Source organism: Methylobacterium aquaticum (assembly GCF_001043915.1).
GTDB classification, from domain to species: Bacteria; Pseudomonadota; Alphaproteobacteria; order Rhizobiales; family Beijerinckiaceae; genus Methylobacterium; species Methylobacterium aquaticum.
Genome location: NZ_LABX01000177.1, coordinates 1 through 24,945 on the forward strand (window position 1 = coordinate 1; position 24,945 = coordinate 24,945).

Annotated in this window: 20 protein-coding genes; 8 read left to right on the top strand and 12 right to left on the bottom strand. The window is 70.9% G+C overall.

Annotated elements, in window-relative coordinates:
• Window positions 1–152 precede the first annotated feature (152 nt).
• The 4 genes from VP06_RS22105 to VP06_RS22120 form a co-directional block, all read right to left on the bottom strand.
• Window positions 153–410, bottom strand: a complete 258-nt coding sequence (locus VP06_RS22105; RefSeq protein WP_048465950.1) for a hypothetical protein — start codon at window positions 408–410, stop codon at window positions 153–155.
• Between the two features lie 352 nt (window positions 411–762).
• Window positions 763–1,512 carry a Crp/Fnr family transcriptional regulator gene (locus tag VP06_RS22110; protein WP_053081981.1) on the bottom strand — a complete coding sequence of 250 codons (750 nt, stop codon included), beginning with the start codon at window positions 1,510–1,512 and terminating at the stop codon, window positions 763–765.
• Window positions 1,502–5,119: a CheR family methyltransferase gene (locus tag VP06_RS22115; RefSeq protein WP_063928414.1), complete on the bottom strand. Its 3,618-nt coding sequence runs from the start codon at window positions 5,117–5,119 to the stop codon at window positions 1,502–1,504. Before VP06_RS22115 ends, VP06_RS22110 begins: the two co-directional genes overlap by 11 nt.
• 243 nt (window positions 5,120–5,362) lie before the next feature.
• The gene (locus VP06_RS22120; RefSeq protein ID WP_048465951.1) at window positions 5,363–6,163 is read right to left on the bottom strand and encodes a glycosyltransferase family 2 protein; all 801 of its coding nucleotides are present in this window, start codon (window positions 6,161–6,163) and stop codon (window positions 5,363–5,365) included.
• Between the two features lie 288 nt (window positions 6,164–6,451).
• Between VP06_RS22120 and VP06_RS22125 the strand changes: the two genes are divergently transcribed.
• From VP06_RS22125 to VP06_RS22145, 6 genes are all read left to right on the top strand, one after another.
• Entirely contained in the window at window positions 6,452–7,735 is a 1,284-nt protein-coding gene (locus tag VP06_RS22125) for an alpha/beta hydrolase (protein WP_048465952.1), read from the top strand.
• A gap of 371 nt (window positions 7,736–8,106) precedes the next feature.
• Window positions 8,107–8,196 carry a K(+)-transporting ATPase subunit F gene (locus VP06_RS34125; protein WP_156295717.1) on the top strand — a complete coding sequence of 30 codons (90 nt, stop codon included), beginning with the start codon at window positions 8,107–8,109 and terminating at the stop codon, window positions 8,194–8,196.
• 13 nt (window positions 8,197–8,209) lie between these two features.
• Window positions 8,210–9,925 (top strand): potassium-transporting ATPase subunit KdpA, encoded by a 1,716-nt coding sequence (gene kdpA, locus VP06_RS22130; protein ID WP_048465953.1) that lies wholly within the window; start codon window positions 8,210–8,212, stop codon window positions 9,923–9,925.
• Between the two features lie 2 nt (window positions 9,926–9,927).
• Window positions 9,928–10,155, top strand: coding sequence for a hypothetical protein (locus VP06_RS22135; protein WP_048465954.1), 228 nt, complete (start codon window positions 9,928–9,930; stop codon window positions 10,153–10,155).
• A 101-nt stretch (window positions 10,156–10,256) separates the two neighbouring features.
• Window positions 10,257–12,371 carry a potassium-transporting ATPase subunit KdpB gene (kdpB, locus tag VP06_RS22140; RefSeq protein WP_048465955.1) on the top strand — a complete coding sequence of 705 codons (2,115 nt, stop codon included), beginning with the start codon at window positions 10,257–10,259 and terminating at the stop codon, window positions 12,369–12,371.
• Window positions 12,372–12,384: 13 nt separating this feature from the next.
• A complete protein-coding gene (locus tag VP06_RS22145; protein WP_048465956.1) occupies window positions 12,385–12,984 on the top strand; it encodes a K(+)-transporting ATPase subunit C in 600 nt (199 codons plus the stop codon).
• Window positions 12,985–13,019: 35 nt separating this feature from the next.
• On the opposite strand, the gene VP06_RS22150 is transcribed toward VP06_RS22145, so the two are convergent.
• From VP06_RS22150 to radA, 6 genes are all read right to left on the bottom strand, one after another.
• Window positions 13,020–13,424, bottom strand: a complete 405-nt coding sequence (locus VP06_RS22150; RefSeq protein WP_048465957.1) for a dihydrofolate reductase family protein — start codon at window positions 13,422–13,424, stop codon at window positions 13,020–13,022.
• A gap of 97 nt (window positions 13,425–13,521) precedes the next feature.
• On the bottom strand, window positions 13,522–15,660 hold the full coding sequence (locus tag VP06_RS22155) for a putative bifunctional diguanylate cyclase/phosphodiesterase (protein WP_048465958.1): 2,139 nt from the start codon (window positions 15,658–15,660) through the stop codon (window positions 13,522–13,524).
• Window positions 15,661–16,354: 694 nt separating this feature from the next.
• Window positions 16,355–17,113 carry an SDR family NAD(P)-dependent oxidoreductase gene (locus VP06_RS22160; RefSeq protein WP_048465959.1) on the bottom strand — a complete coding sequence of 253 codons (759 nt, stop codon included), beginning with the start codon at window positions 17,111–17,113 and terminating at the stop codon, window positions 16,355–16,357.
• Window positions 17,114–17,134: 21 nt separating this feature from the next.
• Window positions 17,135–18,637, bottom strand: coding sequence for an amidophosphoribosyltransferase (purF, locus tag VP06_RS22165; RefSeq protein WP_048465966.1), 1,503 nt, complete (start codon window positions 18,635–18,637; stop codon window positions 17,135–17,137).
• A 280-nt stretch (window positions 18,638–18,917) separates the two neighbouring features.
• Window positions 18,918–19,511 (bottom strand): CvpA family protein, encoded by a 594-nt coding sequence (locus VP06_RS22170; RefSeq protein ID WP_048465960.1) that lies wholly within the window; start codon window positions 19,509–19,511, stop codon window positions 18,918–18,920.
• 111 nt (window positions 19,512–19,622) lie between these two features.
• Window positions 19,623–21,071, bottom strand: a complete 1,449-nt coding sequence (gene radA, locus VP06_RS22175) for a DNA repair protein RadA (protein ID WP_048465961.1) — start codon at window positions 21,069–21,071, stop codon at window positions 19,623–19,625.
• Between the two features lie 179 nt (window positions 21,072–21,250).
• On the opposite strand from radA, the gene VP06_RS22180 reads away from it, so the two are divergent.
• Entirely contained in the window at window positions 21,251–21,814 is a 564-nt protein-coding gene (locus VP06_RS22180; RefSeq protein ID WP_048465962.1) for a cytochrome b, read from the top strand.
• A 170-nt stretch (window positions 21,815–21,984) separates the two neighbouring features.
• On the top strand, window positions 21,985–22,635 hold the full coding sequence (locus tag VP06_RS22185) for an outer membrane protein (RefSeq protein WP_048465967.1): 651 nt from the start codon (window positions 21,985–21,987) through the stop codon (window positions 22,633–22,635).
• Window positions 22,636–22,763: 128 nt separating this feature from the next.
• Here VP06_RS22185 and VP06_RS22190 read toward each other — a convergent pair whose 3' ends face one another.
• Together VP06_RS22190 and VP06_RS22195 are read right to left on the bottom strand one after the other, a co-directional pair.
• Window positions 22,764–23,501 (bottom strand): ABC transporter ATP-binding protein, encoded by a 738-nt coding sequence (locus VP06_RS22190; protein ID WP_053081982.1) that lies wholly within the window; start codon window positions 23,499–23,501, stop codon window positions 22,764–22,766.
• A partial coding sequence (locus VP06_RS22195; RefSeq protein WP_048465963.1) for a branched-chain amino acid ABC transporter ATP-binding protein/permease occupies window positions 23,482–24,945 on the bottom strand: 1,464 nt, incomplete at its 5' end. The genes VP06_RS22190 and VP06_RS22195, both read right to left, overlap by 20 nt.

Consider the following 24,945-nt stretch of genomic DNA (forward strand, 5'->3'; position numbering starts at 1 on the left):
GTCCGGCTTATACCAACGGTCGTAGAAAACGACCTTTGGTTCTGTTCTCGAATTTTCGCCAAGCCTCTGGCTTGACATCGAAAATTCGAGTTGGGTCAACGGCCCGATGCGTCAGCATCTTGGGCCGTTGGTATAAGGTCAGGGGGCCAAGGTCAGCGCCGCGACGCCAGTTCGCCCATCCGGGCGGCGCGGCCCTGCTCGACATGCCAGCGCGCATCGGCCACCTGCCGGCGCAGGCTGTTGCGGCGCCAGAGATGGTACAGGCGGAACGGGTACGGCACGGCGCTGGCCCGGGCCTCGTGGTGGCGCAGGCGGCGCAGCAGGCCCGGCAGGCAGGCGCCCGCCGCCTCGCCGGTGGCGATGTCGCCAAGGCGGATCTGGCGCTGCAATTCGGCCTGGTAATCCTCCACGTCCGATCCCCCCTCGCTCGCCTGAAGGAGACGCCGCGCGTCGCGCCGGCGCGGGCAGGATGGGAAGGTTTTCCGGGACTGGCAACGCGGCATCGTCGCCTGCGGGCGACAGGCGTCGGTCCACGCGCAAAAAGAGGCCCTGCCGGCGGGAGCGAGCAGGGCGGTGAGTCGACTTGGGGGCCTCAGCAACGTCCCTGATGGTCGTCCACCCGGTCGAGACCGGGACAGCAGGGACGGTCCGGCAAGACCTGCCGCGACGCCCCTGAGGGTGCTGGCCTTTTCCAGACCGTTCCATCACCTATGTGAAAATTTGCACTGATGAGAGGTGGCCCGGATGCCGGATCGCCGGCGTTCAGGCGCCGTAGGCGCCGACATAATCCGCTACCGAGACGAGGGCCGGAATGTCGCGCAGGGTGATGGCGGTGGCGCGCTGCTCCACCAATCCGTCGCGGCGCAGTTGCTGCATCGTGCGGTTCATGTGCACGACGCTGAGGCCGAGCGCGTCGGCCAGCACCTCCTGGGTGATCGGGAACGGGAAGCGGTTCTCCTGGACCCGGTCCACCGCCGCCAGCCGCTCGCGCAACTCCAGGAGGAAATGCGCGACGCGCTCGTAGGCGGTCTGCCGTCCGAGGCGCACCACCTGGTTGACGAGCCAGATCTCCTCCATCTCCCGCGCCTGCTGGAGCGCCGCCGCCAAGCCGGTCGCCCGGTCGGGCGGGGCGGCCCGCGACGCGGCGTGCGTGCGCAGGGCGTCCGCCTCGCAGACAAGGGCCGGCGTCAGGGCCGTGACCGAACCGAAGGGCAGCGCGCGCCGGCGCAGATCGAGGCCGATCAGGTCACCCGGCAGCAGCATGACGACGATCTGGCGCCGTCCATCGGCGAGGAGCCGCTGGCGGCAGGCCCAGCCCTCCACCAGCACCTGCGGCCGCGGCGCCGCCTCGCCATCGCGCACCAGCTCGGCCCGGGCCGGCACCGCGACCGGATGGGCGGTGATCTCGCGCAGCAGCCCCTCCTCGTCCGGCGTCAGCGCGGCGTAGCCGGACAGGTGGCGCAGGACCGCGTCCGAGGCGGCGAGGCCGTGGGCGAGCGGTTCAGCCGGCATCGTCGGTCTCCGCGGGCGATGCGCCGTTCCCCCGCGTCGCGCGGGACCGTGCCAGCGGCGCGTGTCCCACGGCCTGCGGCGCCTGTTCCGATGCGTGGGGCGCCCGCACCGGCAGGGCGATGATGCAGCGCACGCCGCCCGGGCGGTAGTCGAGGGCCGTCGTGGCGCCGAACTCGTAGACCAGCCCCTGCTCGATCAGCTCGCGCCCGAAGCCGCGCCGGGCCGGCGCGGTCGCCATCAGGGTGACGCCGCTCTCCTGCCATTCGAGATGCAGGCGCCGGTCGGCCTCCTCGCCGGAGAGGTGCCAGGTGATGGCGATTCGCCCCTCCGGCCGGGCGAGAGCCCCGTACTTGATCGCGTTGGTGGCCAATTCGTGCAGCACCAGGCCCAGGGTCTCGGCGGTCTTCTGCGGCAGGCGCACCTCCGGACCGTCGAGGGTGACCTGGCCGCCGTCCCGCACCGCGTGCGACAGGACCTCCTCGCCGATCAGCTCGGCGAGGTCGGTGGCGGCGTCGGGGCTGCGGGTCAGGATGTTCTGGGTCCGGGCGAGAGCCCCGAGCCGGCCATCGAAATGCATCACGAAGTCGGCCAGCGAGGTCTGGCCCTCGGCGGTGCGGTTGGCCACCGAGCGCACCACCGCCAGGATGTTCTTCACCCGGTGCTGCAACTCGGTGAGCAGCAGCCGCTGGCGGTCCTCGGCCATCCGCCGCTCGTGGCTGTCGGTGCAGGAGCCAAACCAGGTCACGGCGCCGCCATCCGGATCGGCCATCGGCTCGGCCCGGACGGTGAACCAGCGATAGCTGCCGGACGCCGCCCGGAACCGGAACTCGTGCTCGAAGGCGTCGCTTTTGGCCACCGCCCGCTGCCAGCGGCGCTGGTTCTCCTCGACGTCGTCGGGATGCATCACCGTGAGCCAGCCGAGGCCGAGCGCCTTGCCGTCCTCCAGGCCGGTATGCTCGTAGAAGCGCGGATTGACGTAGATCCAGTTCAGCGCGGCATCGGCGGTGAACAGGAAGGCCGGGACGATGCGCTCCATCCGGCGGAAGCGCTCCTGGCTCGCGCGCAGGGCCCGCTCGGCCCGGGCCGTGGCGGTGATGTCCAGGAAGGTGATGACGACCCCGGCGATGAAGTTGTCGATCGAGCGGTAGGGCAGCACCCGGGCGAGGTAGCGCGCGCCGCTCTCCGGGTTGCCGACCTCGCGCTCGATCGTGCCGAGCGTGCGCAGCACCTTGCGCACGTCGTCGGGCAGCTCGGGATAGAGGATCCGCGCCGCGATATGGGTGATCGGCCGGCCGAGGTCGGACTCGATCAGGTGGAAGATGTCGGTCACCGCCGGGGTGAAGTTCTTCACCCGGAACTCGTTGTCGAGGAACACCGTGGCGATCTGGGTGCTTTCGAGCAGGTTCTTCAGGTCGCTGTTGGCTCTGCCCAGATCGTTGACCCGATGGCCAAGTTCGCCGTTGACGGTCTGCAATTCCTCGTTGACCGATTGCAGCTCCTCCTTCGAGGTTTCCAGCTCCTCGTTGGCGGATTGCAGCTCCTCGTTGATCGACTGGTATTCCTCGTTGGAGGATTTCAGCTCCTCGTTGGTGCTCTCCAGCTCCTCGATCGTGGCCTGGAGGCGCTCGCGGGTGAGCCGCAGCTCGCTCTCGAGGCGCTGGACGTGCTCGTCGCGCAGGAAGGACGGGGTCGGCTCCTCGGCGCCGTCGCCCTCCAGCGTCTCGCCCTCCTGGAACAGGATGACGAAGCTCGGCGGCCCGTCGGGGCCCGGCACCGGCTCGACCACCAGGGTGACGAGGCGCCGCTCGCCATCCGAGCCCATGGCGGTGCGCTCGGCCTTGATGGTGCGGTGCTCGGCCCCCGCCTTCAGGAGGGCGGCGCGCAGGTCGAGGCGCAGGTCGCGGTGGACGAGGTTGAGCAGGTTGAGGCTCGCCGCGCCCGTCGCCGGGTCGATGTAGCGCCCGGTGCGACCGGAGAAGTGCAGCACGTCGTAGGCGTCGTCGACCACCACGTAGGCCGGGGCGTAGCGCTCCGCCACTTGCTCGGCCCGGCGGGCGAGGTCGCCCTCGATCGCCCGCGGCCGCAGGAGGCCGCCGCCTTCCGCCTGGCGCCGGTCGACCGTCATGGTCAGGGGGAATTCGGGCAGGATCCGGGTGGCGCTCTCCAGGCGGCGGAAGATGCGGTAGCGCCGGTCGACGGCCGAGAACAGCTTGGCGTGCCGGGTGACGTTCTCGGAATTGCCGAGGAACAGGAACCCGCCCGGCCGCAGGGCGAAATGGAACAGCGGGATCACCCGGTTCTGCAAATCGCCGTTGAGGTAGATCAGCAGATTGCGGCACGAGACGAGGTCGAGGCGCGAGAACGGGGCGTCCTTGATCACGTTGTGCTGCGAGAAGATGCACATCTCCCGCAGCTCCTTGACGATGCAGTAGGTCGAGCCCTCCTTGACGAACCAGCGGGCGAGGCGGTCGGGCCGGATCTGGCGGGCGACCGCCTCGGCGTAGCGGCCGACCCGGGCGGTCGCCAGCGCCCGCCCGTCGATGTCGGTGGCGAAGATCTGCACCTGCGGCACCGTGTCGAGCTTCGCCATGTGCTCGCGCAGCAGGATGCCGATCGAGTAGGCTTCCTCGCCGGTGGCGCAGCCGAGCACCCAGATTCGGACCTGGTCGCCCGAGCCCTTAGCCGAGAACAGCCGCGGCACGACCTCGGTTTCGAGCAGCTCGAACTCGCGGTGATCGCGGAAGAACTGCGTCACCCCGATCAAGAGGTCGTTGAACAGGTTCTGCACCTCGTCCGGATCGCCGCGCAGGTGCTCGACATAGGCTTCGACCGTCTCGACCTGCACCACCTGCATCCGGCGGTGGACGCGGCGCAGGAAGGTGTTCTGCTTGTAGCCGTGGAAGTCGTGCCCGGTCTTGTTGCGCAGGATGGTGGCGATGCGGATCAGGGAATCGCTCGCGGCTTCGGCCTCGGCCGGCCGGGCCTCGCCCCCGCGACGCAGGTGGCGGGCATAGGAGAGGATCCGGTCCGCCATCAGCTCGGGCAGTACCACGTGGTCGGCGAGCGAGGCGGCGGTGCTGCCGGAATGCCCCTCCTCGCCATTCGGCTCGGCCAGGGTCAGGCCGCCCGCCGCCTTGACGGCGGTGACGCCGAGCGTGCCGTCGCTGCCGGTGCCGGCCAGCACCACCGCCACGGCGTGGGCGCCCTGGTCCTCGCCTAAGGCGACCAGGAAGGTGTCGAGGCTGCCCCGGCCGGCCGGATCGTCCGCCGCCGCCAGCCGGAACCGCCCCTGGACCAGGGCCGCGGTGCCATCCTCCGGCAGGAGATAGAGGTGCCCGGCCTCGACCGCCGCTCCCTCCTCGACCGCCGCCTGCGGCAGGGCGAGCGCCCGCGCCAGCACCATGCGCCAGCGCGCCTCGTCGATCACCTCCCGCTGCCGAAGGGACACCACGAGGGCGATGCCCGGCATCTCCGGGGCATGGGCGAGGAAGCGCTCCAGGGAGTCGATTGCGATCCCCGACGCGCCGACGCCGACCACCACCGGCCGCTCCGGCGGCCGACCGCCGGCCCCATCGGTGCCCGGTTCCGCGCGGGTCTTCCTCGCCAAGGGTCGTCGCCTCCGCTCGGTGTCGTGTCGGTGAGGATCGGGTCAGCCGGACGGACCATACGCCTCCCGTCCCGTGCTGTCAGGTCGACGCAGACTTGCGGCGCCGGGCCAACGCCTTGTCCGATCAAGTGATTGTCTTATAGCAGATTATTGTCCGTCGCACCGGTGGCCGCTTCGGCACGATCGGCTTAGGGGCGCCGATCCCGGGTTCTCCTCCGGGATCACCCTGCGCCTCCCGGTTGTTCAGCCGTCGCGTCTTCCGGATGGTCCGGTCCGGCCGCCGATCCTGCGCTCGTAGTGCTTGGCGACCCGCAGGTGGCGCGAGATCGCGTAGTTCATCGCCGTGAGGAAGCCGTAGGCGCCGCGCACGCAGTGGCGCCGGCCGAAATAGGCTTTGAGGAAGTTGCCCGGAAGCTCGACGAACAGGCGCCAGGTCGGGATCCGGACCCCGCGGGCTTCCAGGTCGTCGGCCTGCTGGTCGGAATAGCGGTTCAGCTTGTCGAGCTGGTCGCCGAGTGACCGGACCGAGAAATGGTGGATCACCGCCCGCAGCCGCCCGACCGTCACGCCGGGATCGAGATCGACCCGGTCATGCACCGGCGAGGGCGAGTAGCGGCCGCGGTCGCGCCGGTAGAGCCGCACCGGCCACAGCGTATAGGCGAGGCGGTGCGGCCGGATCTCGCCGGGAAACACCTCGGCGATGCCGATCGCGTAGGCCGGGTGCGGCGGCTCGCCGGCCGAGAACAGCCGGCGGATCTCGGTGGCCAGCTCCGGCGGCACCACCTCGTCGGCGTCGAGGTTCAGCATCCAGACGTGCCGGCACTGCTCCTCGGCGAAGCGCTTCTGCGGCCCGTAACCGGGCCAGTCCCGTTCGATCACCCGCGCGCCGAAGGAGGCGGCCAGCGCCTGCGTGCCGTCGGTGGAGCCGGAATCGACCACGATCAGGTCGTCGGTCAGGTCGCGGACCGCCGCCAGCGTGGCGCCGAGCCGGTCGGCCTCGTTGCGGGCGATGAGGAAGATCGAGAGGGGGAGGGGGGCGACCATGGACCCAAGCGGGAGAGAACCGGCCCGCGCGACGGAAAGCCGGGACGTTTCCGGCAGCCTCTAGAGCATTTCCCGCCGTCCTGAAAATCGGATCGGGCGGGGAGCCCGCCGGTGGGCGAAACCGTGCCTCTGCGGCAACGGTCGCGCGCGGAAGCGCGGCCCGGTTCCGCCGCCCCATTGGCGCCGCACCGGTTTGGCTCATCCTTAAGGGGTGACCCGCGAGAATCGGGCGCGGGGGAGCGCCGGCGCCGCAGGGTTGCCCGGCCCGGCGCGGATGAGGAGCAGGTCTTGGCGAAGGGGGCTTTCGTGCGGAACCGGTGCCTGGGAGTCCTTCTCGCTGCGACCCTGCTCGGCGCCTGCGCGGGGGCGCCGAAGGGCGTGCTGGCGCCGGTGGCCGCGACGGTGCCGGGGGCGTCGCGCGTCGACATGCTGGTGGCGACGACCCGCAAGACCGCCGCCAATCCTGGCGAGATGTATTCGGGCGATCGCGGGCCGGCCCTGTCCTACGCCGACATCACGGTCTCGATCCCGCCGGATTCGGTGCGCCAGCCCGGCACGGTGCAGTGGCCGAAGGAGCTGCCGGGCAACCCCGCCACCGATTTCGTGACCCTGAAGGCCGAGACCCTGGACCGGCCGGAGGCGGCCGCCCGCCTCCGCCACACCGCCCGTGGTGGCAAGCGCCACGTGCTGGTCTTCGTCCACGGCTTCAACAACCGCTTCGAGGACGCGGTCTACCGCTTCGCCCAGATCGTGCACGACACGCGGGCCGAGGTGGTGCCGGTCCTGTTCACCTGGCCCTCCCGCGGCAGCGTGCTGGCCTACGGCTACGACCGCGAGAGCACCAACTACTCGCGCAACGCCCTCGAAGACGTGCTGCGGCGCGTCGCACAGAGCCCTGATGTCGCCGAGATCACGGTGCTCGCCCATTCGATGGGCAACTGGCTGGTGCTCGAAGCCTTGCGCCAGATGGCGATCCGCGACGGGCGCGTGGCGCAAAAGATCCGCGACGTGGTGCTGGCCGCGCCCGACGTCGATGTCGACCTCGCCCGCGAGGCTTTTCGCGATATGGGCCCGTCCCGGCCTCGCTTGAGCCTGTTCGTCTCCCAGGACGACAACGCGCTCGCGGTCTCGCGCCTCGTCTGGGGCAGTTCCGGCGCCCGGCTCGGCGCCATCGATCCCTCGACCGAGCCCTACCGCACCGAGCTGGCCCGCGAGAACATCGCGGTCCTCAACCTGACCGCCATGAAGGGGAGCGATCCCCTCAACCATGGCAAGTTCGCCGGCAGCCCGCAGCTCGTGGCGCTGCTCGGCAACCGCCTGGCGCAGGGCCAGACCATCACCGATTCCCGCGTCGGCTTGAGCGACCGCATCGTCCAGATGACCGCGGGCGCCGCCGCCACGGTCGGCACCGCCGCCGGCCTCGCCGTCTCGGCCCCCGTCGCGGTGATTGACCCCCAGAGCCGCGAGACCTACGGCGAGCACCTGCGCAACCTCGGCCAGGGCCTCGGCGACACCGCCGAGGGCGCGGTCGACCTCGCCACCGCGCCGGCCCGGGCACTGGGCGGGCGCTGACTGTCCGGCCGCGCGCCGCGCGGCCCGATCTTTTCTTTTATACGATTCTTATAGCGTCGCCTTGCGCGCCGTCTCGAACCCCTATGCGGTTCGGGTGCCTTGTGCCGCGGTGAGACCGCCTCCCGGGCGGTCCGCCCCGATGCGTCCCGGTGCCCACACTGCACCCTACGAAACTCCCGGTCGCCGTCATGGCCCGCCGTCATGGCCCGCTGTGGCGGCGACCGGGAGTTCCGTGAGGGACAGTGAGGCCCGGGCCATCCGACCGCGGGAACACCAATGCTCGATGTTGTCTTCGTCGCGGCCGGCCTGGGCTTCTTCGCCCTGTCGCTCGGCTACGTTTCCCTGTGCGAACGCCTGTGACCGGGCCCGCCATGACGCTCGATTATGTGCTCGGCAGCCTCATGACCCTCGGTCTGCTCGCCTACCTCACCTACGCCCTCGTCCGCCCCGAGCGGTTCTGAAGGAATCTGTCCCGTGACTCTCATCGGCTGGATTCAGATCGCGCTGTATTGCGCGGTCGTCCTCGCCCTCGTGAAGCCGCTCGGTCTCTATATGACCCGGGTCTTCACCGGCGAGCGCACCCTTCTCTCCCCCGTCCTGGGCCCGGTCGAGCGCGGGCTCTATCGCCTCGCCGGCCTCGACGAGCGCCAGGAGCAGCACTGGCTCGCCTATGCGGGGGCGATGGTCGTCTTCCACATCCTGGGCTTCCTGGTGCTCTACGGCATCCTGCGCCTCCAGGCGGTGCTGCCGCTCAACCCGGCCGACCAGTCGGCCGTGGCGCCGGACCTCGCCTTCAACACCTCGGCGAGCTTCATCACCAACACCAACTGGCAGAGCTACGGCGGCGAGAGCACCCTCTCCTACCTGTCGCAGATGCTGGGGTTGACGCACCAGAACTTCCTCTCGGCGGCGAGCGGCATGGCCGCCGCGGTGGCGCTGATCCGCGGCTTCTCCCGTGCCTCGACACGCACGCTGGGCTCGTTCTGGGTCGATCTGACCCGGGCGACCCTGTACGTGCTGCTGCCGCTCTGCATCGTCTACACGCTGTTCCTGGTCTGGCAGGGGATCCCGCAGACCCTCGGTGCCTCTGTCGACGCGACGACGCTCGAAGGGGCCAAGCAGACCATCGCGCTCGGGCCCGTCGCGAGCCAGGTGGCGATCAAGCTGCTCGGCACCAATGGCGGCGGGTTCTTCAATGCCAATGCCGCGCACCCGTTCGAGAACCCGACCGCGCTGGCGAACTTCGTCCAGATGGTGTCGATCTTCGCGATCGGTGCCGCGCTCACCAACGTGTTCGGCCGCATGGTCGGGGACGAGCGCCAGGGCTGGGCGATCCTCGCCGCCATGGGCGTCCTGTTCATCGCCGGCGTCGCCGTCACCTACTGGGCGGAGGCCGCCGGAACCCCGCTCCTCCACGGGCTCGGACTCGAGGGCGGCAACCTCGAGGGCAAGGAGGTGCGCTTCGGCATCGTCGGCTCGGCGCTCTTTGCCGTCATCACCACGGCGGCCTCCTGCGGCGCCGTCAACGCCATGCACGACTCCTTCACGGCGCTCGGCGGCATGATCCCGCTCATCAACATGCAGCTCGGCGAGATCATCGTCGGCGGTGTCGGCGCCGGGCTCTACGGCATGCTGATCTTCGTCGTGGTGGCGATCTTCGTCGCCGGGCTGATGGTCGGGCGCACCCCCGAATATCTCGGCAAGAAGATCGAGGCCAAGGAGGTGAAGATGGCGATGCTCGGCATCCTCTGCCTGCCGCTGATGATGCTCGGCTTCACCGCGCTCGCCACGGTGCTGCCGGCCGGCCTCGCGGGGCCAGCCAATGCCGGCCCGCACGGCTTCTCGGAGATCCTCTACGCCTATACCTCGGCGGCGGCCAATAACGGCTCGGCCTTCGCCGGCTTGTCGGCCAACACGCTGTTCTACAACTCGACCCTCGCGCTGGCGATGCTGGTCGGCCGGTTCTTCGTGAAGATCCCGGCCCTCGCCATCGCCGGCTCGCTCGCCGCCAAGAAGACGGTGCCCGCCTCCGCCGGCACCTTCCCGACCCATGGCGGCCTGTTCGTCGGCCTGCTCGTCGGCGTGATCGTGATCATCGGTGGCCTGACCTTCTTCCCGGCCCTGGCGCTCGGGCCGATCGTCGAGCACCTCGCCGGCCAGGCCGGCCAGACCTTCGCCACGGGAGGCTGACGATGGGCGGCCTCGTTCTCCCGCGGCCCGAGCCGGGGCCCGCGCAACGCCGCGCGGCCCGGGCCCGGGCCCGGGCCCTCGCCCGCCACCGGCCCCGGCCGGCCTCCCGGCGCGAGCGCTTCCAGATGCGTGCCATTGACATCGTCCTGGTGCTCGCCGGCCTCGGGCTCCTCGGAGCCCTGGCGATCTGGGCCTCGATCGCCCTGGCGAGCCGCGCCCTCGGGCCCTGACCCGACCGGCCCTGACCCGACCAGCGGCGCCAAGGCCCTTTCCACGGCCGGTGCCGCTTCTTCCTCCCGATCCTCCGCCCGTTTGTCCGGACCCGACTCCGATGGCTCACGCCTCCCAGAAATCCCTGTTCGACGCCGCCCTGCTCGGGCCGGCCTGTATCAACGCGGTGACGAAGCTCGACCCGCGCCAGATGGTGAAGAACCCCGTGATGTTCGTGGTCGAGGTCGTGGCGGCCTTCACCACCCTGCTGTTCGTCCGTGACGTCGTCGCGGGCGGCCAGAACCTCGCCTTCACCGGCCAGATCATCCTCTGGCTGTGGTTCACCGTGCTGTTCGCCAACTTCGCCGAGGCGGTGGCGGAGGGCCGCGGCAAGGCGCAGGCCGAATCCCTGCGCCGCACCCGCACCGAGACCACGGCGAAGCTCCTCACCGGCGCCGCCGCCCTGCCCGGCGGCCCGCGCGACGCCCATCGCGTCGTTCCCGGCCCCGACCTGAAGGTCGGCGACGTGGTGCTGGTCGAGGCCGGCGACCTGATCCCGTCCGACGGCGAGGTGATCGAGGGCGTCGCCTCGGTCAACGAGGCGGCGATCACCGGCGAATCCGCCCCCGTCATCCGCGAATCCGGCGGCGACCGCTCGGCGGTGACCGGCGGCACGCAGGTGCTCTCCGACTGGATCCGGGTGCGGATCACCGCCGCTGCCGGCTCGACCTTCATCGACCGGATGATCGCCCTCGTCGAGGGCGCCGCCCGGCAGAAGACCCCCAACGAGATCGCCCTCAACATCCTGCTTGCCGGCCTCACCATCGTGTTCGTGTTCGCGGTCGGCTCGATCCCGAGCTTCGCGTCCTATGCCGGCGGCGCGATCCCGATGACGGTGCTGGTGGCGCTCTTCGTCACCTTGATCCCGACCACGATCGGGGCGCTGCTCTCGGCGATCGGCATCGCCGGCATGGACCGGCTGGTGCGCTTCAACGTGCTCGCCATGTCGGGCCGGGCGGTCGAGGCGGCGGGCGACGTCGACACGCTGCTCCTCGACAAGACCGGCACGATCACCCTCGGCAACCGCCAGGCGACCGCGTTCCGCCCGGTGCGGGGCGTCACCGCCGAGGCCCTGGCCGATGCGGCGCAGCTCGCGTCGCTGGCCGACGAGACGCCGGAGGGCCGCTCGATCGTGGTGCTGGCCAAGGAGCAGTACGGCATCCGCGCCCGCGACATGGCAAGCCTTGCGGCCACCTTCGTGCCCTTCACCGCGCAGTCGCGGATGTCGGGCATCGACCTCGACGGCTCCTCGATCCGCAAGGGCGCGGTCGAGGCGGTGATCGCCAGCCTGGAATCCGCTCCGGTGCCGATCGCGACCGGGGCCACCGCCCGGGCGCTGCACCCCCGCCTCGACATGGTGGCCGCCCAGGAGATCCGGGCCATTGCCGAGGAGATCGCCAAGGCCGGCGGCACGCCGCTGGCGGTGGCCCGCGACGGCCAGCTGCTCGGCGTCGTCCACCTCAAGGACATCGTCAAGGGCGGCATCCGCGAGCGCTTCGCGGAGCTGCGCCGGATGGGCATCCGCACGGTGATGATCACCGGCGACAACCCGATGACCGCGGCGGCGATCGCGGCGGAAGCCGGCGTCGACGACTTCCTCGCCCAGGCCACGCCCGAGGACAAGCTGGCGCTGATCCGCAAGGAGCAGGCGCAGGGCAAGCTCGTGGCGATGTGCGGCGACGGCACCAACGATGCCCCGGCCCTCGCCCAGGCCGATGTCGGCGTGGCGATGAATACCGGCACGGTGGCGGCCCGCGAGGCCGGCAACATGGTCGACCTCGATTCCGACCCGACCAAGCTCATCGAGATCGTCGAGATCGGCAAGCAGCTGCTGATGACCCGCGGCGCGCTCACCACCTTCTCGATCGCCAACGACGTGGCGAAATATTTCGCCATCATCCCGGCGATGTTCCTGGCCTTCTACCCGCAATTGCAGACGCTGAACGTGATGGGGCTGGCCTCGCCCCAGAGCGCGATCCTGTCGGCGATCATCTTCAACGCGCTGATCATCGTGGCGCTGATCCCGCTCGCCCTCAAGGGCGTGCGCTACCGGGCGGTCGGCGCGGCCGCGCTGCTGCGCCGCAACCTCCTGGTCTACGGCCTCGGCGGGATCCTGGTGCCCTTCGTCGGCATCAAGCTGATCGACCTCGCCGTCACCGCCCTCCACCTCGCCTGAGGACGACACCCCCATGCTCACCCATCTGCGTCCGGCCCTGGTCCTCACCGCCGCCCTGACGGCGATCACAGGGATTGTTTATCCGCTCGCCATGACGGGGATCGCCGGGGCGATCTTCCCGGCCAAGGCCGCCGGCAGCCTCGTGGAGCGCGACGGCGTGGTCGTCGGCTCCGCCCTCCTCGGCCAGAACTTCGCCAGCGAGCGCTACTTCCACGGCCGCCCTTCCGCCACCGTGGCGCCTGATCCGGCCGACGCCTCCAAGACGGTGGCCGCGCCCTACAATGCATCCAGTTCCGGCGGCTCGAATCTCGGGCCGACGAGCCGGGCGCTCCTCGACCGGGTCAAGGACGATGTCGCCAGGCTCAAGAGCGAGAACCCCGCCGCCCCGGTGCCGATGGACCTCGTCACCACCTCGGGTTCGGGCCTCGATCCCGACATCTCGCCGGAGGCCGCCCTGTTCCAGGTGCCCCGGGTCGCGAAGGTCCGCGGCCTGCCGGAGGACCGGGTCAGGGCGCTGGTCGCCGCCCAGACCCAGGACAGGCTGCTCGGCATCCTGGGCGAGCAGCGGGTGAACGTGCTCGCGCTCAACCTCGCCCTCGACGCCGGCCGGTAACGGTCTGGCGGGCCCAGTCTCGGCAAGGGCGGCGCTCAGTCCCGCCCGCGCCCCACCAGCCAGGCGGGGTCGAACCAGCGGTCGGCCTCGCCGTCATAGGGCAGGCGGGTGATGTCCCATTGCTGGATGAACGGCGCATAGACGTTCCACACCGCGATGCCGCCGCCGACATAGATGCGCCGGCCGGGATAGCGCGCCAGCACCGCAACCGGATCCTCGTGCGAGCGGATGATGTCGATCGTCCGGTCCCTGAAGGCGAAGTCCGGCACCGCCTCAATGGTCTTCGGCCCGGCGATCAGCACGTGGCCCTGCGTGACGGCGAAGAAGCGCGTCACGTCCTCGACATAGAGCGGATCGGTGTTGCCCTCCCAGGGCAGCCGCCCGTGGAGGCCGAGCTGGCCCCGCTGCCCGATGGCGCACATCGCCCGCACGTCGATCATCGGCCCGGATCCTCCCCGTCCCTCTTGCCTACCTTCTTGCCGACCCCTGATAGCCCGCCCGCCACGCCGAGGGCCAGCCGGCCGAAGGGCAGGGACGTCACGCGCCGGCGCGCAGGGCCATCCCACTCTCAGGCAGTGCACTTGCCGGCATCGGCTTGCCGTAGAGGTAGCCCTGGAGCTGGGTGCAGCCCTCCCGGCGCAGACAGGCGGCCTGATCGGGAGTCTCGACGCCCTCCGCCGTGGTGGCGATGGCGAGGCTGCGGCTCAAGCCCGTGATCGCCCGCACCACCGCCAGGGCCTCGCGGCTGACGCAGATCTCGCGCACGAAGGCGCGGTCGATCTTGATCTTGTCGAACCGGAACGTGCACAGATAGCTCAAGGACGAGTAGCCGGTGCCGAAATCGTCGAGGGCGATCCGGAGCCCGAGCTGCTTGAGCTGCCCCAGCAGCGCGAGGTTGTTCGACGAGGCGTCGAGCAGCACCGATTCGGTGATCTCCACTTCGAGCCGGGTGGCGGGCAGGCCGGAGGCGGCGAGCGCCGAGGCGACCTGGGCCGCCAGCGCCGCGTTGCGGAACTGCACCGGCGACAGGTTGACGGCGATGCTCCGGCCGCTCGTCCACCGGCTCGCCTCCCGGCAAGCCTCGTGCAGCACGAAGGCGCCGATCTCGTGGATGAGCCCGGTTTCCTCGGCGACCGGGATGAAGTCGAGGGGCGAGATCGGGCCGCGCGCAGGATGCTGCCAGCGCAGGAGTGCCTCGTATCCGACGGTCTCGCCGTCCTCCGCCCGCACGATCGGCTGGTAGTGCAGGCCGAGCTCGCGCCGGGCGATCGCCCCGCGAAGATCGGTCTCGATCAGGCGGCGGTAGCGGGCCGAGGCTGCGAGCGCGCCGTGGAACCGCACGGGCCGGCCGCGGCCCCGGCGCTTCGCTTCGGAGAGTGCCAGTTCACCGCTGCGCAGGAGCCCGTCGGCGCTGTCGGCATCGGCGGGCGCAAGCGCGAGGCCGATGCTGACGCCCGTCTCGATCCGCTGACCCTCGATCGCGATCGGCGCGCGCAAGGCCGCGACCAGGCGATCGGCCAGGGCGTCCGCCTCCGCCTCTGTCGCGACGAGCGGGGCGACGACCGCGAACTCGTCGCCGCCGAGGCGCGCCAGGGTGTCGCCCGGGCGCAGGGCGTGCCGGAAGCGCTGGGCGAGGATGCGCAGCAGCTGGTCGCCGACCGGGTGGCCGAGTGTGTCGTTGACGCGCTTGAAGTCGTCGAGATCGAGGCACAGGACCGCGGTGCTCGTCCCCCTGCTCGCGCTGTCCCTCGTGCCGTCGGCGTCCGGGACGGCGCTGGCCGCAGCCAGGACCTCGCAAAGCCGCAGCCGGAAGAGTTCGCGGTTGGGCAGGCCGGTCAGCCCGTCATGATGGGCGAGGTGGTGGATCCGCAGGCTCGCGGCATGGGCCTCGCTGACATCCTCGGCGATGAGCAGGCCGTGGAGCGGCTGCTCGCCGCGCCCGCCGATCGCCAGGGCGCGCATCCGCAGCGTGCGCGAGCCCCAGGCGGTCGCGACCGGCGCCTCGACCGTGACGGCCGCCGCCGCGGGAGTGGCCGCCGCCGCGAGGGCGCTCGTCAGCAGCATCGCCAGGGGGGCCGGCAGGGCCGCCTCCGCCGGCTGGCCGACCAGCTCGCCGGCGCAGCGGCAGAGCAGCCGCTCCGCCTGGCGGTTGGCGAGCCGGATCAGCCCCGTCGCCCCGTCTTGCACGATGACGCTCGACGGCATGGTGGCGACCACGCTGTCGAGGAAGGCCGTCGTGGCGACCAGCTCGTCGCGGTGGCGCTCGGCGATCGCCTTGGCGTCCAGGAGTTCCAGCTCCCGCTTGCGCTTGTCGGTGCAGTCGCGGGTGATCTTGGCAAAGCCGATGAGGTGGCCGTCCTCGTCCCGGATCGCGTCGATGACGGCGAGGGCCCAGAAGACCGTGCCGTCGCGACGGATGCGCCAGCCTTCCGTTTCGAAGCGGCCGGTCTCGCGGGCCTCGCGCAGGCCGGCCTCGGGCAGTCCTGCCGCGAGATCCTCCGGCCTGTACAAGCACGAGAAGTGGCGGCCCACCATCTCGTCGCCGGTAAACTGCTTGGCCTTCGTGGCCCCGGCATTCCAGTTCATCACGACTCCATGCGGATCGAGCATGAAGATCGCGTAATCCGTGATGCCCTGGACGAGCCGCCGGTACATGACGTCGGTGCTTGTGGTCACGGCTGGCCGTCCCGTCTGCGGCCGGGCCCCAGCGGAGCCCAGTGTGATGAGGTTCCCCTGCATCCCTGTTGGGCCGGAGGTACCTAATGCACTATTAAATCACGGACCCGCAACGATGGACATCGATCTGTCGGCTCAAATTCGATCAGCCATGAGCCGCCCTTGAACATTTAAGGTTCAAAGGTGGGGTGTCCGTTGCGGAAGACACAAAAGATCGCTTTGCCGCGACGCCCATGGGGGACATGGCCCGCCTCGCACCGCCACAGCGTGGCTGCGTGCGTCGAGACCAGGCTGGGAACGTCCGATGGAGAAGCGGATTCTGTGCCCGAGAGGCTAAGCAGACTGGAGCATTTTCCGACGAAGTGGATACCGGTTCGTCGTACAAAATGCGGCAAAATCAATGAGCGAGAGAAGCTTCGCGATGGCAACGCAATCGTGAAGCGCTCTAGCGTGGGCAGGCGACCGCGTCGTCCGCTCAGGTTCTTGTTTCATCGCGGACTTTTGCCGCCGAACCGGTGACCCCGTCGGCGACATCTGCTGAGGGCTGGAGGCCGGGATGGCGCAGCCGATCGCCGCGGAGGGAGGTCGCGGGACATCCTTCGCGCGCGACGCGCGCGAAGGATGCGGCATGCTGGTGACCGCGCCGCGTAATCGGCGACGAACCGGTGGCCGTTTCGTCGGACGAGGCTCAGGCTCAGGCCGGCTTCTGCGGCGTCAGCACCTGTCCGGTCGGGAAGTCGAAGATCGTCCCGCTTTCGGTCCAGTCCGGGCTCGCGAGCCGCACGATGTGGGGCGCCAGATCCTCCGGCGTGCGCAGGGTCTCCGGGTCCTCGCCCGGCATCGCGGCCTTGCGCATCGCAGTGCGCAGGGGGCCGGGATTGAGCAGCATCGCGCGCACCGGCGTCGAGGCGGTCTCCGCCGCGTAGGTCCGCACCAGCGCTTCGAGGGCAGCCTTCGACACCGCGTAGGGCCCCCAATAGGCCCGGCACGACGAGGCCGCGCCCGAGGTGACGAACACCGCCCGCCCGGCCTCCGAGCGCCGCAGCAGCGGGTCGAGGGAGCGGATCAGGCGCCAGTTCGCCGTGACGTTGACGTCCATCACGGTCGACCAGACCTTCGGGTCGATATGGCCGAGCGGCATCAGCTTGCCGAGCACGCCGGCATTGCCGACGAGCACGTCGAGCCGGCCCCAGCGCTCGTGGATCGCGGCGCCGAGGCGGTCGATGGCGTCGTAGTCGCACAGGTCGAGGGGAACGAGGGTGGCGGAGCCGCCCGCCGCCCGCACGGCATCGTCGAGTTCCTCGAGCGCTCCTTGCGTGCGGGCGACCGCGATCACGTGGGCGCCGGCCTCGGCGAGCGCCAGGGCCGCCGCGCGGCCGATGCCGCGCGAGGCCCCGGTCACGACGGCGAGGCGATCCCTGAGGGGCTTGGCGGGGAGGGGAGTGTCGGACATCAGGTCAGTCGGCCTCGGGGATCAATCGGCCTCGGCGAGGATCGCCATCTGGCGCGGCGAGGCGACCGCGAGGTCGGTCAGCGCCGTCGGGTAATCGCCAGTGAAGCAATGGTCGGTGTATTGCGGGCGAGCGGCGTCACGGCCCTCCTCGCCCATCGCCCGGTACAACCCCTCGATCGACAGGAAGGCGAGCGAGTCGGCGCCGATATACTGGCGCATGCTTTCCAGGTCGTGGGTGGCGGCGAGCAGCTTCTCCTTCTCCGGCGTGTCGATGCCGTAGAAGTCGGGATGGGTGATCGGCGGTGAGGCGATGCGGAAATGCACCTCGCGGGCACCGGCCTCGCGCATCATCCGGACGATCTTCACCGAGGTGGTGCCGCGCACCAGGCTGTCGTCAACGAGGACGATCCGCTTGCCCTCGACCGCCGCCCGGTTGGCCGAGTGCTTCATCCGCACGCCGAGTTCGCGCACCGACTGGGTCGGCTGGATGAAGGTGCGGCCGACATAGTGGTTGCGGATGATGCCCAGCTCGTAGGGAAGCCCGGTCTGCTGCGCATAGCCGAGTGCCGCCGGCACGCCGGAATCCGGCACCGGGATCACGATGTCGGCGTCGGCCGACGATTCCTTCGCCAGCTCGACGCCGATGTTCTTGCGCACCGAATAGACGTTCTTGCCGTTCACGACCGAATCGGGACGGGCGAAGTAGATGTACTCGAAGATGCAGGGGCGCAAGGGCAGCGCCCGGGCGAAGCGGATCGATTCGATGCCCTCGTCCGAGATCACCACCATCTCGCCGTTGTCGACGTCGCGCACGAAGCGGGCGCCGATGATGTCGAGGGCGCAGGTCTCGGAGGCCAGGATGTAGCGGCCGTCCAGCTCGCCCAGCACCAGCGGGCGAATCCCCAACGGATCGCGGGCGCCGATCAGCTTCTTGTTCGTCATCATCACGAGGGCGTAGGCGCCCTCGATCTGGCGCAGGGCGTCCATCACCCGGTCGACGATGCGGACGTGGCGCGAGCGGGCGACGAGGTGGAGGATCGCTTCCGTGTCGGAGGTCGACTGGCAGATGGCGCCGTCGCGCACGAGCTGGCGGCGCAGCAGCAGGCCGTTGGTCAGGTTACCGTTATGCGCGACGGCGAGGCCGCCGGTCTCCAACTCGGCGAAGAGCGGCTGCACGTTGCGCAGGATGGTCTCGCCGGTGGTCGAGTAGCGCACGTGGCCGATCGACGTCTCGCCCTTCAGGCGCTCGATCGTGGCGAGGTCGGAGAAGGAATCGCCCACGAGGCCCATGCGGCGCTCGGAATGGAACACCCGGCCGTCGAACGACACGATGCCGGCCGCTTCCTGGCCGCGATGCTGCAAGGCGTGGAGGCCGAGCGCGACGATCGCTGCGGCGTCCGGATGGCCGTAGATGCCGAAGACGCCGCACTCCTCGCGCAGGGTGTCGCCGTCGAGGTCGAGATCGCCGCCGAACGCCTCGCTCGTCCCGGGGGCTCCCCGGAAGGTTTCGCTGCGTGCTGACATGATGAGAAGCCCCTGGTGGCCGGTCACCGCACGGCCTCGCCTCGCCGACCCCGCGCACCGACACCATCCGCGCGCGGGCCTGATTCACCCCGAAAAGGCAGGATCCGCGCCGCCCGCATCCCGATGCGTCGCGTCCGATCGTTTGCCTCGCCGCCGGCTATGTAATCGCTGCTCTCGGCGGAACCAAGGCGTCAAACGTGCGTTGCGCGGCGTACCTCACATGCAAAGGGCGCCGGTCGGGCGCCCTTGCAGCGGTCTGGTGACAGGTCCGTGGCCGGCGTCAGCGGCGCGGGCTGGCATCGGTGCGGCGCTGCGGCGGGGCATCCGCCTCGGCCGGCGCGTCGGTGCCGGGATCGACTTCGGGCTTGGGCTTGCGGAACTGCTTGAGCAGGCCTTCCGGGTTGTCCGGCAGCATCGCCACGAGCTTCTGGCCGCTGTTCTCCAGGATCTCGCGGCTGCGGGCCTGCTGGGCCCAATCCGGCACCTTGCCCTGCACCAGCCAGGCCAGGAACACCCAGCCGATGACGCAGATCAGGAAGCCGCGGGCCGCCCCGAAGGCGAGGCCGAGGCTGCGGTCGACCGCGCCGATGCGCGAATCGAGGATCAGGTCCGAGATCTTCACGGTGATCACCGAGACCACCAGCAGGGTCACGAGGAAGATCGCGGCGATCGACACCACCAGCGAGACGGTGTCGCTGGCGACGTGCTGCTTCACGGTCGGCAGCAGCAGCGGGTGCAGGTACCAGGCGAGGCCGGCCGCCGCGACCCAGGCCACGATCGCCAGCACCTCGCGGGTGAAGCCCCGCACCGCCGCGAGCAAAGCAGAGATGACGACGACACCCAGCACGACGAGATCGAGAACGGAGAACGGCATCGGCAGGAACGGTTCGGGGGCTTGAGAGCGTGGCCTGAAGGGTCGCGGCTGCCCTGCACCGCCGGGGTTGTATACGCTGCCGGATTCGATCCGTCACCCTGTCGGCGCGGCTCACAGATCCTCGTCGTCCAAGACCGGACTCCGCTGCGCCGCCCGCCTCCCGCCCCGCTTGCCGTTGGCGGCGACGCCCGCCACGAGATCGGCGATGTGGCGCAGGGATTCCGCCGGAAACCCCGTTCCGGAGCCGTCGCGGCCGGCGCCTTCCCGGCCCTGCGGCATCAGGGCCTTGGCGAAGCCCAGCTTCTGCGCCTCCTTCAAACGCGCCGGGGCTTGCGCCACCGGGCGGATCGCCCCCGACAGGCCGACCTCGCCGAAATACACCGCGTCCGACGGGAGCGCCGCGCCCGAAAGCGAGGAGACGAGGGCCGCCGCCACCGCGAGATCGGCGGCGGGCTCGCCGATGCGCAGGCCGCCGGCGACGTTGAGATAGACGTCGTGACCCCCCAGCCGGATGCCGCCATGGGCCTCCAGCACTGCCAGCACCATCGACAGGCGGTTGGGGTCCCAGCCGACCACGGCGCGCCGCGGCATGCCGAGCGCCGAGGGCGCCACCAGGGCCTGGATCTCGACGAGGAGCGGCCGCGTGCCCTCCATGCCGGCGAAGACCGCGGTGCCCGGCGCCGCGAGGTCGCGCCCGGCGAGGAAGAGGGCGGAGGGGTTCGGCACCTCGGACAGGCCGCCATCGGTCATCTCGAACACCCCGATCTCGTCGGTCGGGCCGAAGCGGTTCTTGACGGCGCGCAGAATGCGGAAGTGGTGGCCCTGGTCGCCCTCGAACGAGGCCACCGCATCGACCATGTGCTCGACCACCCGGGGCCCGGCGATCTGCCCGTCCTTGGTGACGTGGCCGACCAGGATCACGGCGGTGCCCGAGGTCTTGGCGAAGCGGATCAGGCTCTGGGCCGAGCCGCGCACCTGGGTGACCGTGCCGGGGGCCGATTCCACCGTCTCGGTCCACATCGTCTGGATCGAGTCGATGATGGCGAGCGCCGGGGGCTTCCCCTGGCTCAAGGTGGCGACGATGTCCTCGACATTGGTCTCGGCGGCGAGTTCCACGGGGGCTCTCGCCAGCCCGAGCCGCTCGGCCCGCAGGCGCACCTGACCCACTGCCTCCTCGCCCGAGATGTAGGCGACGCGCTCGCCCCGCTTCGCCAGCGCCGCGGAGGCCTGCATCAGGAGCGTCGACTTGCCGATGCCGGGATCGCCGCCGAGCAGGATCACCGAGCCGCGCACGAAGCCGCCGCCCGTCACCCGGTCCAGCTCGGCGATGCCGGACGAGGTGCGCGGCGCCTCCTTGACCTCGCCGGTGAGGCCCTCGAGCGGGAAGATCCGGCCCCGGGCCCGGCTCGGCCGGGTCGCGACCGGGCCGGAGACGGGGCTTCCGGCGCCGGTCTCCTCGACGATCGTGTTCCAGCCGTTGCACGCCTCGCAGCGACCGCGCCAGCGGTTATAGACCGCGCCGCAGGACTGGCAGGCGAAGGTCTGATGGGTCTTCGCCATCGGCGGCGGATCTCCGGATCGGGGCCGCGCGCCGGCAGCCGCACCTGTTCCGGATATGTCCCGAGGGGGACGCGGTTGCAACCGCGCGCCAGCGACGGTCCAGACACGATCCCGCCGCGCTCGCGTCCCAATCCCCGGTGAAAGCGTGGGCGTATCGTCGCGTGCAGGAGGCGTGCCCGATGTCCCGGCCCGGGAGAGCTTTCCACTACGACCGCGTCCAGCGCGGCTTCCACTGGCTGATGGCGGCGTTGATCCTGGTGGCGCTGGCCTTAGGCGTCTACGCCGCCTGGCAGGTGCCCGGCACCTCGCCGCGGCGGGAACTCCTCGACATCCACAAGTCGATCGGCCTGACGGTGCTGCTGCTCCTGCCGCTGCGCGTCGTCTACCGGCTGATCGCCGGCGAGCCGGCCTATCGCTCGGCCCCCTCCCGCCATGCCCATATCGCCGCGACGCTGGCGCATCTGACGCTCTACGCGCTGATGCTGTTCCTGCCGATCAGCGGCTACGTCTACTCGGCGGCAGGCGGCTACGGGCTGCCGTGGTTCGGCGTGTTCTCGTTTCCGCGCCTCGTCCCGGTCGACAAGGCGCTGTCGCAGGCCGGTGACGGCGCCCATTACTGGATCGGCTGGGGGTTCGGGATCGTGCTCGGCCTGCACCTGCTCGCCGTCGCCTGGCATGCCTGGATCCGCCGCGACGAGGTGATGGGGCGGATGTGGCCGAGGGGCGATGCGAGGCCGGTGTGATCTGATCGCACCGGGTCAGGATGCCGATGACCGCATCGGCCTCTCAGGCCCGACTGCCCCCCATGATCGGTCTGCCGGACCGCATCGGCCGGTTTCGGCCGCAAGGTGCAGGGACGAACCTCCGCCGCATCCCCGATGCGAAGCGGCCCACTCTCGGCTATCGTGACCCCATGACCGGATGCGCCGATCCCCGCTCCCGCCGCCGCCTCGCGGCCTGTCTCACCGCCGGCCTCGTCGCGAGCCTGGCCACCCTCGGGCCGGATCCGGCCGCGGCGCAGGGCCTCGTCGGCTTCGGCTTCCTGCCGGTCTTCGCCTGGCCCAAGAATCTGGAGGGGACTGGTCTGGAGGGGGCCGGCGATGGCCGCTGGTCCGGCTCCTATGCCCGGCTGTCGACGGGATTCGAGGCGGTGTCATCGCGGCATTTCGGCAGCTATGCCGGGCCGACCATCGGCTTCGAGGGCGGGCGGATGTGGCAGGAGGGCCGGTTCGTCTACGGCATCGCCGGCGGGTTCGATTACCTGGCGGCGACCTCCGGCGGCCTGACGCCGGGCTTTGGCCGCCTCAGCTACACCCGCGACTTTGCCGGGGCGGTGCAGGTGAAGGTCGGCACGCTGCTGACGCCGGACGTCCTGCTCTACGCCCGGGCGGGCGCGGCGGCCGTGCACGGCACCGTCCGGGCCGGGGCGACCCCGGTCTCGATGCCATTCTCGCGCGACGACATCGCGGTCCTGCCCAATGCCCATGTCGGGGTCGAATGGGCGATCACCGACCGCCTGTCGGTCGCCGTCGAGGCGGGGGGGGTCGGGGGCGGCCTGCGCTGACGCAACGGCGGTCACGCGCATCCTCGTCGCGATCCGGCGGGATTTCGGCACCCGGCCGTGCCGGGTCTCGGCGGCGGCGGCGGGGCAAGCGGAAGGTCGGGGAGTCGCGCCGGACCTCGCGCCCCGCCTCAGGCGTGAACCGCCGTGCCGAAATACGCCCGCTCCAGCCGCTCCGGCAGGTCAAGCGCGCCGGCGTCCGATTCGAGCACGATCCGCCCCTGCGCCAGGGCGTAGACCCGGTCCGAGACCGCCCGCGCCTTCTCGACGAGCTGCTCCACCAGCAGCACCGCGGTGCCCTGCCGGCGCAGGCGCGAGACCACCTCCAGCACCCGGTCGACCAGGACCGGCGAGAGGCCGGCGGAGGGCTCGTCGAGCATCAGGAGGCGCGGGCGCTGCACCAGCCCTTGGGCCACCGCCAGCATCTGCTGCTGGCCGCCGGAGAGCGAGGCGCCCTTGTCGTGGCTCTTCGCCGCGATCTCGGGGAAGTGGGACAAGGCCTCATTGATCCGCGCCTCGCGCTCGGCCCGGGGCAGGTCGTAGGCGGCGAGGAGCAGGTTCTCGCGCACGGTCTGCCCGGTGAAGACCCGGTGGCCCTCGATCACGTGCGAGAGCCCGGCCCGCACCGCCGCGCGGGGTCCCGCCCCCGAGAGCAGGGCGTCCCCGAGCCGGACCGTGCCGGCCCCGACCGGCAGCAGGCCGGACAGCGCGCGCAGGAGCGTCGACTTGCCGGCGCCGTTGGGGCCGAGCAGCGTCACCACCTCGCCCGCCCGCACCGTCAGATCGACGCCGTGGAGCACCCGGATCTTGCCGTAGCCGGCCTCCAGCCCCTCGACCCGCAGGAGCGGGTCACCCCCCGAGATAGGCACTGACCACCTCCCTGTGGCTGCGGATCTCCGCCGGCGTGCCGGCGGCGAGCACCCGGCCGAGATTGAGCACCGTGACCTCGTCGCAGATCGCGAAGATCAGGTCGGCATGGTGCTCGACGAGGAGCACGCCCACGCCCGCATCCGCCACCGCCCGGATCAGCCCGCCGAGGCGCTGGATCTCGGTGGCCGAGAGGCCGGCCGCCGGCTCGTCGAGGAGCAGGAAGGCCGGACGCAGCATCAAGGCGCGGGCGATCTCGAGGAAGCGCAATTCGCTGTGCTGGAGCCGCCCGGCCCGGACTTCGTCGAGGCGATCGAGCCCGACCGCCCTGAGCGCGAGGCGGGCCTGGTCGCGCAAACGCCGCTCGTCGGCGCGGTGGCGCGGGAGCGACAGGAGCGATTCCGCCAGGGTGGCGCGGCCCTCGACGCTGCCGCCGAGCATGACGTTCTCGATCACGCTCGCCTCCCCGACGATCCGCGGGGTCTGGAAGGTGCGGGCGATGCGCAGGAGCGCGCGCGCCTCCCGCGCCTCGGCCAGCAGCGAGCGGGCGCCCAGGGTCACCTGCCCCTCCTGCGGCCGGTAATAGCCGGAGATGACGTTGAGCGTCGTGGTCTTGCCCGAGCCGTTGGGGCCGATCAGGCCGTGGACCCCGCCGGGGCGCAGGGTCAGGTCGAGCCCGTCGATCGCCGTCACGGCGCCGAAGCTCAGGCGCACGCCCTTCAGCGTGATCGGCTCCCGCGCCGAGGCACTCGCGGCGATCTCCTGGAGCGCGGCGTTGCGCGGGGCGATGCTGCGCTCCGATGGCAGCGGGCGGTTCTTGCTCCGGTCGAGGAGGTCGGCGATCCCGCCGGGCAACGCCACCACGATGACGAGGAGGAGCACCGCGTAGAGGAAGGTCGACCAGGCCGCGAGGGGGGCCGCCACCTCCGGCAGGATGGTGAGCAGGACCGTGCCGATCAGCGGCCCCAGCACCGAGCCGCGGCCGCCGATCAGCACCGCGATGAAGAACAGGAGCGACAGGTCGAACGTGAAGGCGTCCGGCGTGATGTAGGTCTGGAGCGAGGCGAACAGCCCGCCGGCGATGCCGGCGACGCCGCCGGCGAACAGGAACACCGCGACGAGCAGGCGCGGCTTGGCGATGCCGACGGCCTCCGCCGCCACCTCGGCGTCGCGGATCGCCACCAGCGCCCGGCCCCAGCGGCTGCCCGCGACGTTGAGCGTCATCCAGGTGCACAGCACCGCGCCGGCGAGGCACAGGCCGTAGAAGCCGAGGCGGGAGTCGAAGGGGACCGGCATCTCCGGCCCGGCGATGCCGATGCCGCCGCCGGTCACGTCCTGCCAGGCCAGCGCCACCTGCGTGACGATGGTGGCAAAGCCCAGCGTCGTCATGGCGAAGTAGAAGGTGCGCAGGCGCAAGGCCGGCAGCCCGACCACCACCCCGACCAC